The sequence below is a fragment of the Microbacterium sp. LWO13-1.2 genome (genome assembly GCF_038397725.1).
GTDB lineage: Bacteria > Actinomycetota > Actinomycetes > Actinomycetales > Microbacteriaceae > Microbacterium.
Map to the genome: position 1 here is coordinate 1,914,662 of NZ_CP151634.1, position 15,609 is coordinate 1,930,270.

Annotated in this window: 13 protein-coding genes; 7 read left to right on the plus strand and 6 right to left on the minus strand. The window is 67.6% G+C overall.

From position 1 onward, the window contains the following. Positions 1-34: 34 nt before the first annotated feature. Positions 35-1,057, minus strand: a complete 1,023-nt coding sequence (locus MRBLWO13_RS08915; RefSeq protein WP_341978085.1) for an agmatine deiminase family protein — start codon at positions 1,055-1,057, stop codon at positions 35-37. Between the two features lie 63 nt (positions 1,058-1,120). Between MRBLWO13_RS08915 and MRBLWO13_RS08920 the strand changes: the two genes are divergently transcribed. Continuing rightward, on the plus strand, positions 1,121-1,759 hold the full coding sequence (locus tag MRBLWO13_RS08920; protein ID WP_341978088.1) for a TetR/AcrR family transcriptional regulator: 639 nt from the start codon (positions 1,121-1,123) through the stop codon (positions 1,757-1,759). A gap of 9 nt (positions 1,760-1,768) precedes the next feature. Then, complete coding sequence (locus tag MRBLWO13_RS08925) at positions 1,769-3,142, plus strand: pyridoxal-dependent decarboxylase (RefSeq protein WP_341978090.1); 1,374 nt, start codon at positions 1,769-1,771, stop codon at positions 3,140-3,142. 25 nt (positions 3,143-3,167) lie between these two features. Here MRBLWO13_RS08925 and MRBLWO13_RS08930 read toward each other — a convergent pair whose 3' ends face one another. After that, positions 3,168-4,238: an alpha/beta hydrolase gene (locus MRBLWO13_RS08930; protein WP_341978092.1), complete on the minus strand. Its 1,071-nt coding sequence runs from the start codon at positions 4,236-4,238 to the stop codon at positions 3,168-3,170. A gap of 18 nt (positions 4,239-4,256) precedes the next feature. Then, positions 4,257-5,633, minus strand: a complete 1,377-nt coding sequence (locus tag MRBLWO13_RS08935) for an alpha-L-fucosidase (protein ID WP_341978095.1) — start codon at positions 5,631-5,633, stop codon at positions 4,257-4,259. A gap of 80 nt (positions 5,634-5,713) precedes the next feature. Between MRBLWO13_RS08935 and MRBLWO13_RS08940 the strand changes: the two genes are divergently transcribed. From MRBLWO13_RS08940 to MRBLWO13_RS08960, 5 genes are all read left to right on the plus strand, one after another. Beyond that, the gene (locus tag MRBLWO13_RS08940; RefSeq protein ID WP_341978096.1) at positions 5,714-6,712 is read left to right on the plus strand and encodes a LacI family DNA-binding transcriptional regulator; all 999 of its coding nucleotides are present in this window, start codon (positions 5,714-5,716) and stop codon (positions 6,710-6,712) included. Between the two features lie 81 nt (positions 6,713-6,793). Next, positions 6,794-8,125, plus strand: coding sequence for an extracellular solute-binding protein (locus tag MRBLWO13_RS08945; RefSeq protein ID WP_341978099.1), 1,332 nt, complete (start codon positions 6,794-6,796; stop codon positions 8,123-8,125). Continuing rightward, on the plus strand, positions 8,122-9,069 hold the full coding sequence (locus MRBLWO13_RS08950) for a sugar ABC transporter permease (protein WP_341978101.1): 948 nt from the start codon (positions 8,122-8,124) through the stop codon (positions 9,067-9,069). Before MRBLWO13_RS08945 ends, MRBLWO13_RS08950 begins: the two co-directional genes overlap by 4 nt. Positions 9,070-9,071: 2 nt before the next feature. Beyond that, the gene (locus MRBLWO13_RS08955) at positions 9,072-9,911 is read left to right on the plus strand and encodes a carbohydrate ABC transporter permease (protein WP_341978103.1); all 840 of its coding nucleotides are present in this window, start codon (positions 9,072-9,074) and stop codon (positions 9,909-9,911) included. Between the two features lie 53 nt (positions 9,912-9,964). Beyond that, on the plus strand, positions 9,965-12,325 hold the full coding sequence (locus MRBLWO13_RS08960; RefSeq protein WP_341978105.1) for an LPXTG cell wall anchor domain-containing protein: 2,361 nt from the start codon (positions 9,965-9,967) through the stop codon (positions 12,323-12,325). A 111-nt stretch (positions 12,326-12,436) separates the two neighbouring features. On the opposite strand, the gene MRBLWO13_RS08965 is transcribed toward MRBLWO13_RS08960, so the two are convergent. The 3 genes from MRBLWO13_RS08965 to MRBLWO13_RS08975 are packed head-to-tail and all read right to left on the minus strand — an operon-like array spanning position 12,437 to position 15,458. Then, positions 12,437-13,429 carry a LacI family DNA-binding transcriptional regulator gene (locus MRBLWO13_RS08965; protein WP_341978107.1) on the minus strand — a complete coding sequence of 331 codons (993 nt, stop codon included), beginning with the start codon at positions 13,427-13,429 and terminating at the stop codon, positions 12,437-12,439. Continuing rightward, positions 13,426-14,001, minus strand: a complete 576-nt coding sequence (locus MRBLWO13_RS08970; protein ID WP_341978109.1) for an isochorismatase family protein — start codon at positions 13,999-14,001, stop codon at positions 13,426-13,428. The genes MRBLWO13_RS08965 and MRBLWO13_RS08970 overlap by 4 nt, the downstream gene beginning before the upstream one ends. Then, complete coding sequence (locus MRBLWO13_RS08975) at positions 13,998-15,458, minus strand: cytosine permease (RefSeq protein WP_341978111.1); 1,461 nt, start codon at positions 15,456-15,458, stop codon at positions 13,998-14,000. The genes MRBLWO13_RS08970 and MRBLWO13_RS08975 overlap by 4 nt, the downstream gene beginning before the upstream one ends. Between the last annotated feature and the right edge of the window lie 151 nt (positions 15,459-15,609).

Here is a 15,609-nt window from a genome sequence, read left to right on the forward strand (position 1 = left end):
TTGAACGAGCGGAGCGAGACGAAGGGGGGCGAGGTCAGAGCGAGGGCTGCTGCTGGGTGATGCAGTGGATGCCCCCGCCGCGGTCGAACAGCGGCCGTGCATCGACGGTGACGACGCGGCGGCCGGGGTAGGCATCCGCGAGGATCGCGCGCGCTGCGGCATCTGCCTGCTCATCGCCGAAGCCGCACGCGACCACGCCGTCGTTCGTGACGAGGTGGTTCACGTAGCTCCAGTCGACGAAGCCTTCGCCGTCGCGCAGCGTCGAGGGGGCGGGAAGGTCGATGATCTCGAAACGGCGGCCGGCGGCATCCGTCTGCTGCTCCAGATGCGCGCGCAGTTCGCGCGTGACGACGTGGTCGGGGTGTTCGGGGTTCGGCTGGTCGTGCAGGAGGATGCGGCCGGGCGAGGTGATCGTCGCCACGATGTCGACGTGACCCTTCGTGCCGAAGTCGTCGTAGTCGCGGGTGAGGCCACGGGGGAGCCAGACGGCCGTCGTCGCGCCAATCGTGCGCAGCATCTCGGCTTCGACGCGCCGCTTGTCGGCGTAGGGGTTGCGGTTCGGGTCGAGCTGCACCGTCTCGGTGAGCAGCACCGTGCCCTCGCCGTCGACATGGATGCCGCCGCCCTCGTTGACGAGTGCAGAGCTCACGAGTTCCGCACCGACGGCCCCGGCGACGATGCGAGCGTGCTGGGCCGCCTTCTGCCACTGGGCCCAGTCCGGCGCCCCCCAGCCGTTGAACACCCAATCCACGGCGCCCAGCGTGCCGGATTCGTCGATGACGAAGGTCGGGCCGGAGTCGCGCATCCAGAATTCATCCACCGGTGCCTCGATGATGTCGATCGCTCCGCTGAGCATGCGCCGGGCGCGGGCCACCTCGCTGGGATCGACGAGCATCGTGACCGGCTCGAACTCGGCCACCGCGTGCGCGACGGCGGTCCAGGTGGCATACCCCTCCTCCCGCTCCGATGCGGTCTCGCCGAGGGTGACCCCTTCGGCGGGGAACGCCATCCAGGTGCGGTCGTGGCGTGCGGTCTCTGCGGGCATGCGCCAGTTCATCGTGATCTCCTCGCTGCAGCGCTCTATTGAACACATGATCAACAGGTGCTACGGTATCCGGTGATGAAGACCACGTCAACAGGTGCGGCGCCTCGGCGGATGTCGCCGGAGCAGCGCGATCGCGCCATCCTCGACGGCGCCATCGCCCAGGCGCGCGAAGAGGGACTCGACAGCGTCACCGTGCGCTCTGTCGCCGCCCGCGTCGGCGTGACCCCTGCTCTCGTCGCGCACTACCGGCCCGGCATGGGGGCGTTCGTCGCCGACGTCTTCGGGACGATCGTCGCCGCTGAGCGCGACGAGGTGTTCGCCGGGTTCGCATCCGGCGACGTCCAACGTGCCGATCTGCTCCGTCTGGTCGAGACGCTCCTCGACCCCGCTCGCGACGACGTCACTCTGATCTGGGTGCAGGCGTGGGCGCTGGGCACCCGCAACGACGATCTCGCGGCGCGCGTACGGCAGGAGATGGATCTCTGGCAGCGTGCCCTCGAGGGAACGCTCGCCCGCGCCGCATCCGCCGGTGGGATTCCCGCTGTTCATGCCGCTTCCGCTGCCTGGCTGCTGCTCGCGATGGTCGACGGCATGAGCGCGCATTCCCTGGTGAAGTGGGCGCCGCACGACCGGGCCGACCTCGCCCGCCGCGCTCTCTCCGCCGTCCTCGACCGCACCGATCCACCCGCACCCGTTCACTCCGACGAACCCTAAGGACCGCCCATGGATGCTGTGCGCATGCACGCCGCCTCGCCCGAATCGACAGCGATCGTCGATGCCGTGCTCGACTACTCGCGGCGCCGGATGCTCGCCTCCGACGTGCCGCTCGACAAGCCGCAGACCGAGGCAGAGCTCAACCGACTCGTCGGCCCGACGATCACCGACTCGGGTCTCGGCGCGCAGCGCGCGCTGAGCGTGTTCGAGCACATCCTCGCACCGGCCTGTCTGACGACGAGTCATCCGCTCTACCTGTCGTTCATCCCCACCGCGCCGACCATCGCGGCCATGGCGTTCGACCTCGTGGTGTCGGCGTCCGGCCTCTACGGCGGCAGCTGGCTCGAGGGTGCGGGCGCGGTGCACGCCGAGAACGAGGTGCTCTCCTGGCTCGCCGCCGAGTTCGGATTGCCGGAGACCGCGGGCGGGGTGTTCGTGCAGGGCGGCACGATCGGAAACCTCTCGGCGCTGGTCGCCGCGCGCGAGGCGGCGAAGGCGCGGCTGGCCGCGGAGGGCAAGCAGCCGCCGGCACGCTGGAAGATCATCTGCAGCGTCGAGGCGCACTCCTCGAACAAGTCAGCGGCGAAGATCATGGATGCCGATGTGCTTCTCGTTCCGGCGGGTCCGGATGGCGTGCTGCGGGCGGAGGGCGTGCGTGAGGCGCTCGCCGAACACGGTGACGAGGTGTGCGCCGTGGTCGCGACCGGCGGGTCGACGAACTTCGGGATCGTCGATGACATCGCCGGCATCGCAGCGCTCAAGGACGAGTTCGACTTCTGGTTGCACATCGACGGCGCATACGGACTCACTGCGATGCTCGCACCGGAGGCGCGGCACATCTTCGCCGGTGTCGAGCGGGCGGACTCGGTGATCGTCGATCCGCACAAGTGGCTGTTCGCACCGTTCGACTGCTGTGCGCTGATCTACCGCGATCCGGACAGCGGGCGTCGGGCCCACACCCAGCACGCCGAGTACCTGGATACGTTGACGGACGCCGAGGAGTTCAGCCCCTCGGACTACTCGATCCAGCTGACCAGACGCCCCCGCGGGTTGCCGATGTGGTTCTCGGTGGCGACCTACGGCGTCGCCGCCTACCGGGATGCAGTGAGCTCGACGCTCGCGCTGACCCAGCGGATCGCCGCCGAGATCGCGCGTCGCCCTGAGCTCACGCTGGTGCGTGACCCGCAGCTGTCGGTCGTCGTGTTCGAACGCAACGGCTGGGAGCGGTCCGACTACGACCGCTGGTCTGACGAACTGCTCGATTCGCAGCGCGCCTTCGTGGTGCCGAGCTCGCACGCGGGCCGGCCGAACACCCGGTTCGCGATCCTGAACCCGATGACGACGTTCGAAGACCTCGTCGGGATCCTCGACACGATGAAGTAGGGAACGCGGCGCGGGAGCCCCACGCTCAGCGGGTCGTGTGCGCGTCCAGGAAGTCGATCGTCTTCTGAAGCGCGGTCTGGGCGTCAGGCAGGTCCAGGTGGAACTGGTACTCGTGCGGCAGCGCCGGCTTGTGGGGCGCGGGCCAGAAGAGCGTGGTCACGTCGACACCGAGCTCGTCGAGTCGCTGCGCCATCGGGATCGACTGCAGCCAGGTGAGTCCATCGCCGTTGCCGCCCGAGATGTACGTGGTGGGGAAGTCGGCGGTGACCCAGTCCACGGTCGACATCGTCGCACCGGTGGAGTCCTCGGCCCAGGTGCGGGTGCCGGAGTACGCCCACATCGATGTCTTGAGTCCCCAGCCGATGATGCCGTCGAGCGCCGCGAGCGCTGCGAGGTCGTAGACACCGCAGTTGAGCACGGTGGCGACCACCTGGTCGGATTCGATCTTCGGGGTGATGTCGAGGATCTCGGCGTAGTCCTTGCTGGTGACGAGAGTCGCCATCTGGCTGGCCAATTGCGCTCCGGCTGAGTCGCCGGCGAGCACGATCTGCGCCGGATCGACACCGAGTTCCTCGGCGTGCTCGTCGATGTAGCCGAGCGCATCGTTGAGCTGGTGCACCGCGAGCGGGTAGACGCCCTCCGGCCCGATCGTGTAGTTCACCGCGATGGTGGTGTAGCCCTCGGCGGCGAGGATGCGCATGTAGGGGTCGACGTTCTCCTTCGACCCGGAGACCCAGGCTCCGCCGTGGATCCACACGATCGTCGGCAACGGGCCGCTGGCGGATGCCGGGCGGAAGACGTCCATCGTGGTGTCGGCGCCGCCGTCCGCGTAGGGCACGTCGAGCGTCTCGGTCAGTTCCGTGTCGGGAACGTGCTTGTCCATTTCGGCGGCGGTCTCATCGCCGCCCTTGGTGAACACCGAGCGGATCAGCATCGCGGAGGGCCACGGGGTGATGGAGCCGACGACGACGACCACGACGACCAGCGCGGCCAGCGCGCCGACGGTCACCTTGGTGCGATGCCAGGGGCGGCGTGACGCCTTGCGCTCATCGGTGTTCTGGCCGTCGGGCTCATCGGTGTGCGCGTGCGCGGTCATGGCGCCCCCCTTCTGGCATCAGTCTGGCAGGAGCGGGCCGGATTCCAGCGATTCGTGCGTCAGGGTGACGGCGATCACCGGCATCAGCGAGTCCGCCACCGTGGCGGGAATCATGATCTCCAGATCGCCGAGCGGGTCGGAGGTGCCGGAATGCACCTCCGGGAGGCTCGGGATGCTGCGGTATCCGAGATTGTCGTCGAAGCCGAGAGCCCGAACGGACGAGACGCGATTCACCGGTACGCCCGAGACGGTGAGCGTGTCCCATGGGCGCAGCGTGCAATAGAGGAAGAGGGTCTCGCCCGAGGCCGTCACTCTGTGGGCGAGCGGGACGGCTGCGCGGATTCCCGGGACGACAGGGACGACATCCGTGACAGCCTCGTCGTTGCGCCGCATCCACTCGCCGATCTCGCGCAAGCGCTGCTGTGCCTCGGGCGGGAACGTGCCGTCGCCTTGCGGGCCGACGTTGAGGAGCAGGTTGCCGCCGCCGGTGATCGTCTCCACGAGCCGGCTGAGGATCAGTGGCGTGCTCTTCCAGTGATCATCCTCAGAGGTCCATCCCCACGAGTCGTTCATCGTCATGCAGATCTCCCAGTGCGCGTCCGGGTTCTCCGCAGGGATCTGCTGCTCGGGTGTCGCGAAGTCGCCGTGACCGACGCAGCGATCGTTGACGAGGCAATCCGGCTGGAGCGTGCGCACATGCTCGCGGATGCCGGCGAAGTCCCACTCCTCGGCAGTGTGCTCGAATTCGCCGTCGAGCCACAGCACGTCGATCGCGCCGTAGCGGGTGAGGATCTCGGTGAGCTGGGAGAGGAAGAACGCCCGATAGCTCGCCCACTGCGTGGGGGACGTGCGCACGTAGCTGCCCAGCCGGTACGGCTTCGTCGTGGTGGCATCCGTCATCGGCGGATAGTCGGCGTGGTGCCAGTCGGGGAGAGAGAAGTACAGTCCGACGCGGATGCCGCGGGCGCGCAACGCAGACGTCAACTCGGCGGTGATGTCGCGACCGAAGGGTGAGGTGCGGGTGATCGAGTAGTCGCTGTGCGCGGTGTCGAACATGGCGAAGCCGTCGTGGTGCTTCGTCGTGAACACCGCGTAGCGGGCGCCGGCGTCGTGGATGTGCGCCGCCCACTCCTCGGCGTCGAACTGCTGCGGGTCGAATTCGGACGCGTTCGCGAAGTACTCCGCGCAGGCGACGGGCTCTCGGGCCGGGAACTGCCCCTCGACGCCGCCGGTCATCTGCCAGGAGAGCTCCCAGCCGCGGTGGGCCGAGTGGCCGAAGTGCAGGAAGATGCCGAACTTCGCGCTGGTGAACCAGTCGAATGCGGGTTGCGAGGTGTTGATGGGAACTCCCTTGTTCGAGGCCTCTTGCCAAAGGTCGGATGTTACGCGTATCATCCAGAGATCATGGTACGCGTAACAACGCGGGCCGATCAACACCCCGACGAAGAGCGGGCCGTCACACTCGAGGAGGAGTCATGAGCACGATTCGCGATGTCGCAGAACGAGCGGCGGTGGCTCCGATGACGGTGTCCCGAGTGCTCAACAATCCCGATTCGGTCTCGCCGGAGACGCGCGGCCGCGTCGAAGCAGCCATCACCGAGCTCCGCTACATCCCCAACCGCGTGGGCCTGGGTCTGCGCCGCAAGCGCACCAAAGCCATCGGGTTGATCGTGAGCGATATCACCAACCCGTTCACGATCCAGCAGATCACCGGTGTCGGCACCGCCGCACGCGAAAACGGGTACACCGTGATCTTCGCGCAGACCGAATCGGACCCCGCGGAGGAGTTGCGTCAGCTGCGCTCGATGATCGAGCGTCGCGTGGATGGCGTCATCCTCTCGCCCGTCTTCAACACTCCCGAGTCGGTCGACTTCGCCCAGCACGCGCGCTCCGAGATCGTGGTGCTCGGCTATCCGATGCCCGATAACGACGTCGACGTCGTGCGGTGCGACACGCGCACGGCTGCGAAGGCAGCGACCGAGCATCTGCTCGACCTCGGGCATCGGCGCATCGCGATGCTGAGCGGCGCGGAGACGATCGTGACCGCTCGCGAGCGGGCAGACGGCTATCGCGACGCCATGCGCGATGCCGGGGTTGCGCCTGTCGTGCAGTTCGGCGCCTTCACCGCAGGCAGCGGCCACGAGATGGCCTCCGTCGTCCTGCGCGCGAGCGAGCCGCCGACCGCGCTGGTCACCGCAGGAAACGTGATCGCCCTCGGTGCCGCTCAGGCGGCGCGCGCGCTCGGACTCAGCATCCCCGGCGATCTGTCGGTCACCACGTTCGACAACGCACGAACCGATGTCGTTCTCGACCCGTTCTTCAGCGGCGTCATCCAGCCGATCTCCGAGATGGCGGCATCGGCGACTGCGCTGCTGCTGCAGCGCATCGAGGGCGAGTACGACGGCCCCGGACGCGATGTGCTGTTCCCCACCACCTGGGATGTGCACAGTTCGACAGGACCACCGCCCGCGTAACAGAGCACCGATCAACACGATTGACACACCCCGGTCCGCTTCCCTGAGCGGACTGATCACGAAGAAGTGAAAGGAAACGACATGAAGAATCGCACAACGCTCACCGCCCTCACGCTCACCGCCGCGATGGGCATCGCGCTCGTCGGCTGCGGCGACAGCGGCGGCGTGGGCGGGCCAGGAGAGGTCGAGCAGAACTCCGGCGACAAGGCGACCATCACCTACTGGACCTGGTTCCCGCCGCAGGCCACTCTGGATGCCGCGATCGAGGCGTTCGAGAAGGAGAACCCGAACATCACGGTGAAGCTGCGCACCTTCGAGGCAGCCGACTACCAGAAGCAGTTGCCGCTGGCGCTCAGCGGCGGCGAGGAGATCGACGTCGTCGGCGTGCAGGTGTCGGCGATGACCGACTCCGTCAAGGACTACCTCACGCCCGTCGACGAGTGGGCAGGCGACTGGCTCGGCGGCGTCAACGAGACCATGGTCGAGCAGACCGCAGGGATGGCATCGGACGGGGAGCTGTACTCGGTGCCGATGGGCTCGATCGGCAGCCCATTGATGTACTACAACGCCGAGATCCTCGATTCGCTCGGTCTCGACGTGCCCACGACCGGCGCGGAATGGAAGGCGGCCGTCGACGCGATCGCCGCGGCCGACCCCGGCGTCACTCCCGTGGTGTTCAGCGGTGAGCCGTACTGGCAGGAGGAGATGCTGTTCGGCATCGCCGAGCAGAAGTCGCCCGGCCTCTCCGACGACATCATCGGCGGCGAAGGGGCGTGGGACCAGCAGGGCGTCATCGACGGCCTGAACGCGTACAAGTCGCTGTTCGATCAGGGCATCGTCGGCGCCGATGTGCTCAGCCTCCTCGGCTCCCGTCCGAGCGAGCTGTTCGCCGCCGGTGACGCCGCGTTCTACATCGACGGCTCCTGGCAGAACTCGCTGCTGTCGGAGACCTTCCGCGCCGACAACGGCATCGACCTCGCCGACGTCGGCGTGGCGCCCCTCCCGGTGCTCGACGGCGGCAAGCCGGCTGTGCGCGCGCTCGCCGAGGGCGGCCTCGGCATCCCCTCGTCGTCGAAGAACGTCGAGGCGGCGGCGAAGTTCGTCGAGTTCATGCTCGGCGCCGGAGGCGCGGACGTCTGGGCGAAGGACCTCGTGCTCGTGCCCAGCCTCACCGGCTACGAGCTGCCCGACACCGTGCTCACCAGCGACGCCGCCCGCGACGGCTTCGCCGCGGCCACCGAGGTCATCTCCGCGCCGACGTCGCAGCGCGACAGCCAGCAGGACTTCCTGAACCAGGTCGAGGGCAACGCGATCCTCGACGTGCTGCGCGGCACCGCGACCGCGGAGGACGCCGCCGCCCGGATGCAGTCCGAGTGGGAGTCGGGCCGCTACCCGCACGGAACCGACAAGTGACATCCGACGAGACCCGCACCATGGTCACTCGCGACGGGGGTCGGCGTTCGCGCCGGCGCCCGTCGCGGGCGGGTCGTTCGCCGATGCGCGGGTGGGGATACGCGGTCGGCTTCCTCGCGCCGCTCGTGGTGTTCTATGCGGTGTACTTCCTGTACAGCTTCGGCATCCTCGGCGTCGTCAGCACCCAGCAGGTCGGGCTCACCTTCCGCAACGCGGTGGATGTCGGCTTGCAGAACTTCGTACTCGTCATCCAGGACCCGTCGTTTCATCGGTCGCTGCTGAACACCGTCCTGTTCGGTGTGATCAGCGTGCTGGTCTCGTTGACCCTCGGCTTCACCCTGGCGATGATGCTGGCCTCCGGCATCCGCGTCCGACGGCTCTTCTACACCGTCTTCCTGCTGCCGTCACTGATCCCGATGTCGCTGTTCGCGACGGTCTTCGGCCGGATGCTGGAGACGAAGGACGGTGCGTTCAACCAGTTCCTGCGACAGTTCGGGCTCGACGCGATCGCACCCGACTGGCTGGGCGATCCCACCGCGGCGTACGTGGCCGTCGGCATCCTGCTCACCTACACGATCGGCTTGCCGATCATGTACTACACGACCGATGTCGCTCAGGTGAATGCCTCGATCGTCGAGTCCGCAACCCTCGACGGTGCCTCGGTCTGGCAGATCTACCGGATCATGCTGTTCCCGCTGCTGCGCTCGACGCACATCACCGTCATCCTCTCGGTGATCCTCGGCAGCTTCCGGGCCTTCGACATCATCTACTTCTCGACGGGCGGACAGCCGGGAGGGCGTACCGACATCGTCGGCACCTACATCTATAAGGCGACCCTCGGCCTCGACCGGGTCGGGTACGCCGCAGCCGCTTCGATCCTCGTCCTCGTCATCGCCCTCGCGATCTCAGTGATCCAGATCGTCGTCAAGCGAAAGGAGCTGTGACCATGGCGCGAACCGAAGACGTCGAGGCGCTGCCGCTGCGCGCACGCCCGGTCGACCGCATCCTCATCTACGGGTTCCTGATCGTGTTCGCCGTGGCGTTCGCGGCGCCCCTCGTGAACGCCGTGCAGATGTCGCTCGCGGTGGGCGGCATCGGCAACTACTGGGCGGTTCTCACCCGCGATCTCAACGGCGTCTCCATCCCGCAGAGCTTCCTGAACAGCGCGATCGTCGCCGTGATGCACGCGCTCCTCGTCTGCACGATCGGCGCGCTCGCCGCGTACGCCTTCTCGTTCATCGACTTCCGCGGCCGCGAGGCGATGTACTACGGCGTCCTGCTGTTCCTCGCCGTTCCCGCGACCGCGATCCTGGTGCCGGTCTACTTCATCAGCGGCACCCTCGGCCTGTTCAACAGCCACATCGGTGTCGCGCTGCCCGAGGCGGTGCTCACCCTGCCGTTCGCGGTGCTGCTGCTGCGCAACCGCATGGATGACATCCCCCGCCAGCTCGTCGAGGCGGCGATCATCGACCGGGCCACGCACGTCGGCATCTTCCGCCACGTCGTGCTGCCGCTGTGCCGCGGACCGCTGGCGAACCTCGCCGCGCTGAGCATCATGTGGTCCTTGCAGGACTTCATCTTCCCCTCGGTGCTGCTGCGCTCGTCTGAGCTGACCACCGCGGCGCAGGCCGTGCAGTCGATCAAGAGCGCCTTCGCGCCGACGCCGCTCGAGTCGTCGCAGTACTTCGCGGCCCTCGTGCTCCTCGGCGTTCCGGCGCTGCTGATCATCGTCTTCGCCTTCCGATTCGTGACGAGGGGACTCGCCGCCGGCGGATTGAAGGAGTGATTCGGGCGGGCGGAACAACCTCGGGGGACTACCAAATGATGCAAAGGAGCATGATGAATACAACGACACGCGTCGGCAGAGGCCGACGTCTGACAGCCCTGGCCGCGGCCACGGCGGTCGTCGCGGCGCTGCTCGGGGCGGGGGCCACGAACGCAGCGACTGCGGCGACAGAAGCAGTCTCGCTGCCGTCGTCCGGGGCAGTGGAAGCGCCGACCGTGCTGATGGCCGCTTCCGGTGAGAAGTCGCCCGGGCTCACCGTTCGCTGGGAGACAGCTCAGCCCAAGCACTTCTGGGTCGATGGATTCACCGACAGCTCGCGCACCGTGACCTGGTCGGTCAGCACTGAGGTCGAGACATCGTTCCGCGTCGATCTGCTGGCTGCAGCGCAGTCGGGGGACGACTTCGTGATCGACGTCGCCGGCGGTGCAGGAACGCGGGTCACTGCTCCGGAGGCGGGCTGGCTGCGGTTGGATGCCGGCACCATCACGGTCCCTGCCGGTGAGAGCACGATCACGGCGTATCGCGATGGCGGATCGGGCGACGCGTCGATCAAGTCGATCGAGCTGGTCTCCGCCGATGCCTGGGCGGGATTCCAGGAGCGGGTCGCCGACTTCAAGGCAGCGGCGATCCCGACGAGAACCGAGTTCTCGAAGTCCGGCCTCGGGCTGATGTTCCAGTACGGCCCGTGGTCCTACCCGACCACCGGAGAGAACCCCGATATCGAGGCGCACACCGACGCCTTCGATGTCGAAGCCTTCGCCGACCTGGTGGAGAGCGTCGGCGCAGGCCATGTCATCTGGTCGGTGTCGTGGTGGACATATCAGCTGCAGGCGCCGATCTCGTCGGTGGACGGCGTCGTCGGAAACGGCGACCGCACGGCATCCCGCGATCTGATCGGGGAACTGGCGACCGAACTGCAGTCGCGGGGCATCATGTTCATGCTCTACTACCACGTCGGGCAGGACGAGCACCTCGGCTACAACTCGACGGACTTCTGGCAGGCCCAGCAGTTCCCGAATTCGTTCACCCCGACCGGCGCCGGTGACCGTTCGACGATGATCCAGAACTGGAAGACGATCGTCGGCGAGATCGGCGAACGTTATGGCGACAAGCTCGACGGTTGGTTCTTCGACGACGGCCTCATCTACTACCCGGCCGATTTCGAAGAGCTGGGCAACGCTGCTCGCACCGGAAACCCGGAGCGACTCGTGTCATGGAACTCGTGGATCGCTCCGAGCTACACCCCCTTCCAAGACGTCGTGTTCGGGGAGGAGGGCTGCGTGCAGGCCACTCCGACCGGTGCAGCCGCGCCCGGCGGAGACGGTGTCATGACCTCGGGCAAGCATGCCGGCTCCCTGGAGCACTGCATGGAGCGCATGGAGCAGGACTGGGGCGTGCACAGCGCCGATACCACGATCACACCCCAGCACAGCGTCGCATCCCTGGAGTGCGCGGTCGCCGCACGCGTCGACCGCAACGCGCCGGTGAGCCTGAACCTGATGATGCACTTCCCCGGCACGCCGGCGGACTCATCGATGCAGGTGCTCGAGGACCTCGCCGCCTCGCTCGGCGAGCCCGGTTCGAAGATCAACAACGACGACCCCGGGATCGTTTACAGCGAAGGACAATGGGGGTACTCGGGCAACCGCAATGCCGATGACCACTGCCGTGATGTGAGCTACACCCAGACCGATGGCGCGTTCTTCGATTACGCCTTCGACGGCACCGGCATCGACGTCTTCGGCCCGACCGGGGAGACCATCAAGGCGGACGTGTACATCGACGGCGAACTGGTTGATTCCATCGACCGGACGGACGGCGGATACACCTCTCAGGTGCTGCTCTCGTCGGTCACCGGGCTCCTGGCAGGCGAACATACACTCCGAGTCGTGCGGACCGGCGGGTCCTACCTGCAGATCGATGCGCTCAGCATCCGGAACGAGCCGCTTCCGGCGGAGGCGACGATCGCCGTCTCGAAGCCGTCGGTGCAGGCCGGCGCCGAGGTCGTCGTCACCGGCACGGGGTTCACCCCGGGTGAGACCGTCGCACTCGAGCTCCGGTCGACCCCGATTTCGCTCGGGAGTGCGGTGGCGGATGCAGACGGGAAGATCAACGTCGCTGTTCGCGTCCCCGCGACGGCGCCCGTCGGAGCCCACATGCTGTACGCGCTCCGCACGCAGCCCGCAGGTGAGGTGGGGGTCGCACTCGAGGTGACGGCCGCCGCGGATGGCGGGGGGAACGGCGGAACCGACCCCGGTGGTGCCGACCCCGGAACCCCGGCCACACCCGGTAGCGGCCTCGCCGCCACCGGGGCCGATGCGCCGATCATCGCGGTGCTCGCCGCGCTGGTGCTCGCCGCGGCCGGGGGAGTACTGCTCGTCCGCCGTCGCGTGACAGGTCGCTCCCCGCGCTGAGCGCCCAGGATCGGCGGTTGTGTGCGCTGCCCCGAAGGCACCGTTTCGCAGCCGCCGATCCGTCGTCTCGTTTCGCCGTTCCGACTGCTCCCGAGGGCCGGAATCGGACCATCAAGCCGGAGCGGTGGACGCCCGCTGCTCGAAAGCCATGGGCAGCAGGATCTCTCGGCCGGGGGCTTGCCCGTCGCCGTTGATGCGCTCGAGAAGGAGGCCCGTGGCGATCGACGCCATCTTCTTCACGGGCTGCACCACCCCGGTGAAGAAAGGATCGAGCACGAAGTCCTCTCCGGGGTCGTCGAACGTGACGATCGACAGGTCCTCCGGGATCCGCAGCCCTTCGCGGATCGCTGCGCGCGCCGCTCCGAGCGCGATGAAATTGTTCGCCGTGACGAAGGCCGTCGGCTGTCGGTCCGTGCGCAGGACAGTCTCGGCCATCACTCCGCCGCTCTCGGCGGAGTACTCCCCGAACAGCACCTGTTCGCCCAGCCCCGCAGCGGCCATCGCCGATGCGTAGCCGGCGGCGCGCTCCCGGGCAGTGACGATCTTCGCGGAACCCGACAGCATCGCGATGCGTTCGTGTCCCAGCGAGATGAGGTGCTCGGTGAGCCCGTGCGCGGCAATGACGCTGTCGCAGCGGACCGTGTCGACGTCGACCTCCGGCATCGGATAGTCGAGCACGACCACGGGTATCCGTTGCTCGAGGAGGAACTGCACGGCATCGGGCGTGTTGAGTACGGGGGAGAGGATGACGCCGTCGACCCTGCGCTCGACAAGGCTGCGCAGCTGAGCCATCTCCTCGTCCGGGGAGGCATCGGTGTGCACGAAGATCACCGTGTAGTCGTGCTGGCGGGCCGCGGTGCTCACGCCCAGAATCTGTTTGATCGCGAACGGGTTGCGGATATCGCTGACGACGAGGGCGAGCACACGGGTGTGTCGGCTGCGCAGGCCGATACCGAGGCGATTCGGGATGTAGTGGAGCTCGTCGATCGCTTGCTGCACCCGCGCCCTGGTATCCGGGGCCACGGATTCCGGATCGTTGAGAACTCGCGACACGGTCATCGCCGCGACAGAGGCGTGCCTGGCGACATCACGGATCGTCGTCATCGGCCAGTGCCGGCCAGGATCGTCGCCGTGTCGCTGACGGTGATCTGGGGCGGATACAGCCCCATCACCTGGATCGCGGCGGCGTGATTCTCGGCTGTCGAGCCGGCGCAGGCGTCGGCGGCGATACTGATGTGCGCCCCGGCATCCGCGGCCGCCAGCGCGGTCGAGACCACGCAGCAATCGGTGGAGACGCCGGCGAGCACCACGTGGGCCCCGCGCCCGACGATCGCCTCGAGTTCGGAGCCCCACTTGCCGAAGGTCGGCAGGTCGAGGGTCGGCCGGATGCTGAGATCCCGCGCCTCGGCGACGAGTTCGTACAGCGGATCGCTCGGTGGCTGATCGGCGAACGGCCAGGCCGCGAAGTACGCGCCCCACGAGGTGGAGCGGTCGGCGGTCGGCATCCACCGCGTGACGATGACGCGGTCGCCGAAGGCGGCCGCCAGGGCGCGGATACGCGGCATCGCGTCGGCGAAGAAAGGCGAGCCCCACGCCGAATCCGCCGAGGCGAAGATCACCTGCGGGTCGATGACGACCAGCCAGGGGCCCGTCGGCGCGCCCGCGGCATCCGTCACGCCTGCTCCTGGCGTCGGATCTTCCCCGCCCTCGCGAACCAGGTCACCAGGAAGGACAGCACCAGGGCGATGAAGACGCCGAGGTTCGCGTAGGCCCACTCGCCCTCCCTGCCGCCGACGAGGCCCAGCAGGTAACCCTGCCAGTTGTTCCACGGCGCAGCATCCGCGAAGAGATTCACCACGAGCCCCCAGCCGATGACGGAGGCGACGATCATCGTGACGATCGAGACGGCGTCCCAGGCGCCATAGCGGCCGTTCGCGTCGAACAGCGCGTCGTCGTCGTAGTCCTTCTTGCGCCGCAGGATGTCGGCGATGAGGATGCCGGCCCACGATGCCAGCGGAACTCCGAGCGTGATCAGGAAGCTCTGGAACGGGCCGAGGAAGTCGGTCGCGAAGAACACCACGTAGATGGTGCCGATCGTGAGGATCACGCCGTCGATCGCCGCGGCCGAGGGGCGCGGGATGCGGATGCCGAGGCTCAGCAGGGTGAGACCGGAGGAGTAGATGCCGAGCACCGCACCGGAGACGAGGGCGAGGACGGCGGTGAGCAGGAACGGCACCAGCACCCAGATCGGGAGGATGCTCGCCAGGGCGCCGATCGGATCGCCGGCGATCGCGGCGCTCAGGTCGTCATCGGAGCCGGCCAGCAGCAGGCCGAAGACGACCAGGATCACCGGGGCGATGGATCCGCCGATCGTGTTCCAGGCGACGATCGCGCCGTCTGATGCCGTGCGCTTCTGATAGCGGGACCAGTCTGCGGCGATGTTGATCCAGCCGAGGCCGAATCCGGTCATCACCATGACGAGCGCGCCGATGACCTGGCCGATACCGCCGTCGGGCTTGGCGAGGACGACGGCAAGGTCGATGGCGGGGATCGCGAGGATGACGTAGAGGATCGTCACGACGCCGGTGACCCAGGTGAGCACCGACTGCAGCTTCATGATCGTGTGATAGCCGAGCACGGATGCCGTGACGATGAGCGCCGCGACGATCACCGTGGCGGTGATCTTCAGCGCGATGCTGTCTCCATCGCCGCCGAGCTGCGTGATCACGGTCGCCGTGGCGAGCACCGCCATGATCGCCAGGAACGTCTCCCAGCCGATCGATGTCAGCCAGGACACGATGCCAGGCACCTTCTGGCCGTGCACGCCGAAGGCAGCACGGGAGAGCACCATCGTCGGTGCGGAGCCGCGCTTGCCGGCGATCGCGATGAGCCCGCAGAGCAGGAAAGACACCACGATGCCGATCACGGAGACCAGGGTCGCCTGCCAGAAGGAGATGCCGAACCCGAGCACGAACGATCCGTACGACATGCCGAACACCGAGACGTTCGCCGCGAACCACGGCCAGAACAGGTCTCGCGGCTTCGCAGTCCGTTCGGATTCGGGGATGATCTCGATCCCGGCGCGCTCGATCAGCTCGGGGCGTGTGACGGGAGAGGCGCTGTTCTCGCTCATGCCCTCATCCTGGCACCGCGGCGGGTGTTCCGGGGGAAAGGTGCGTTTCGTCTCGCTTCGCTCGCTCAACAGAACGAGGTGGTTGTTGAGCGAGGGAGCGCCAGCGACCGAGACGAAACGCGCCTCTCCGCGATCGAGGTCAGGTGATGCG

What these genes read in the sequence shown, in the direction of transcription:
- MRBLWO13_RS08915 (WP_341978085.1), bottom strand. Translation starts at nt 1,057, where the DNA reads ATGAACTGGCGCATGCCCGCAGAGACCGCACGCCACGACCGCACCTGG.
- MRBLWO13_RS08920 (WP_341978088.1), top strand. Translation starts at nt 1,121, where the DNA reads ATGAAGACCACGTCAACAGGTGCGGCGCCTCGGCGGATGTCGCCGGAG.
- MRBLWO13_RS08925 (WP_341978090.1), top strand. Translation starts at nt 1,769, where the DNA reads ATGGATGCTGTGCGCATGCACGCCGCCTCGCCCGAATCGACAGCGATC.
- MRBLWO13_RS08930 (WP_341978092.1), bottom strand. Translation starts at nt 4,238, where the DNA reads ATGACCGCGCACGCGCACACCGATGAGCCCGACGGCCAGAACACCGAT.
- MRBLWO13_RS08935 (WP_341978095.1), bottom strand. Translation starts at nt 5,633, where the DNA reads ATGATACGCGTAACATCCGACCTTTGGCAAGAGGCCTCGAACAAGGGA.
- MRBLWO13_RS08940 (WP_341978096.1), top strand. Translation starts at nt 5,714, where the DNA reads ATGAGCACGATTCGCGATGTCGCAGAACGAGCGGCGGTGGCTCCGATG.
- MRBLWO13_RS08945 (WP_341978099.1), top strand. Translation starts at nt 6,794, where the DNA reads ATGAAGAATCGCACAACGCTCACCGCCCTCACGCTCACCGCCGCGATG.
- MRBLWO13_RS08955 (WP_341978103.1), top strand. Translation starts at nt 9,072, where the DNA reads ATGGCGCGAACCGAAGACGTCGAGGCGCTGCCGCTGCGCGCACGCCCG.
- MRBLWO13_RS08960 (WP_341978105.1), top strand. Translation starts at nt 9,965, where the DNA reads ATGAATACAACGACACGCGTCGGCAGAGGCCGACGTCTGACAGCCCTG.
- MRBLWO13_RS08965 (WP_341978107.1), bottom strand. Translation starts at nt 13,429, where the DNA reads ATGACGACGATCCGTGATGTCGCCAGGCACGCCTCTGTCGCGGCGATG.
- MRBLWO13_RS08975 (WP_341978111.1), bottom strand. Translation starts at nt 15,458, where the DNA reads ATGAGCGAGAACAGCGCCTCTCCCGTCACACGCCCCGAGCTGATCGAG.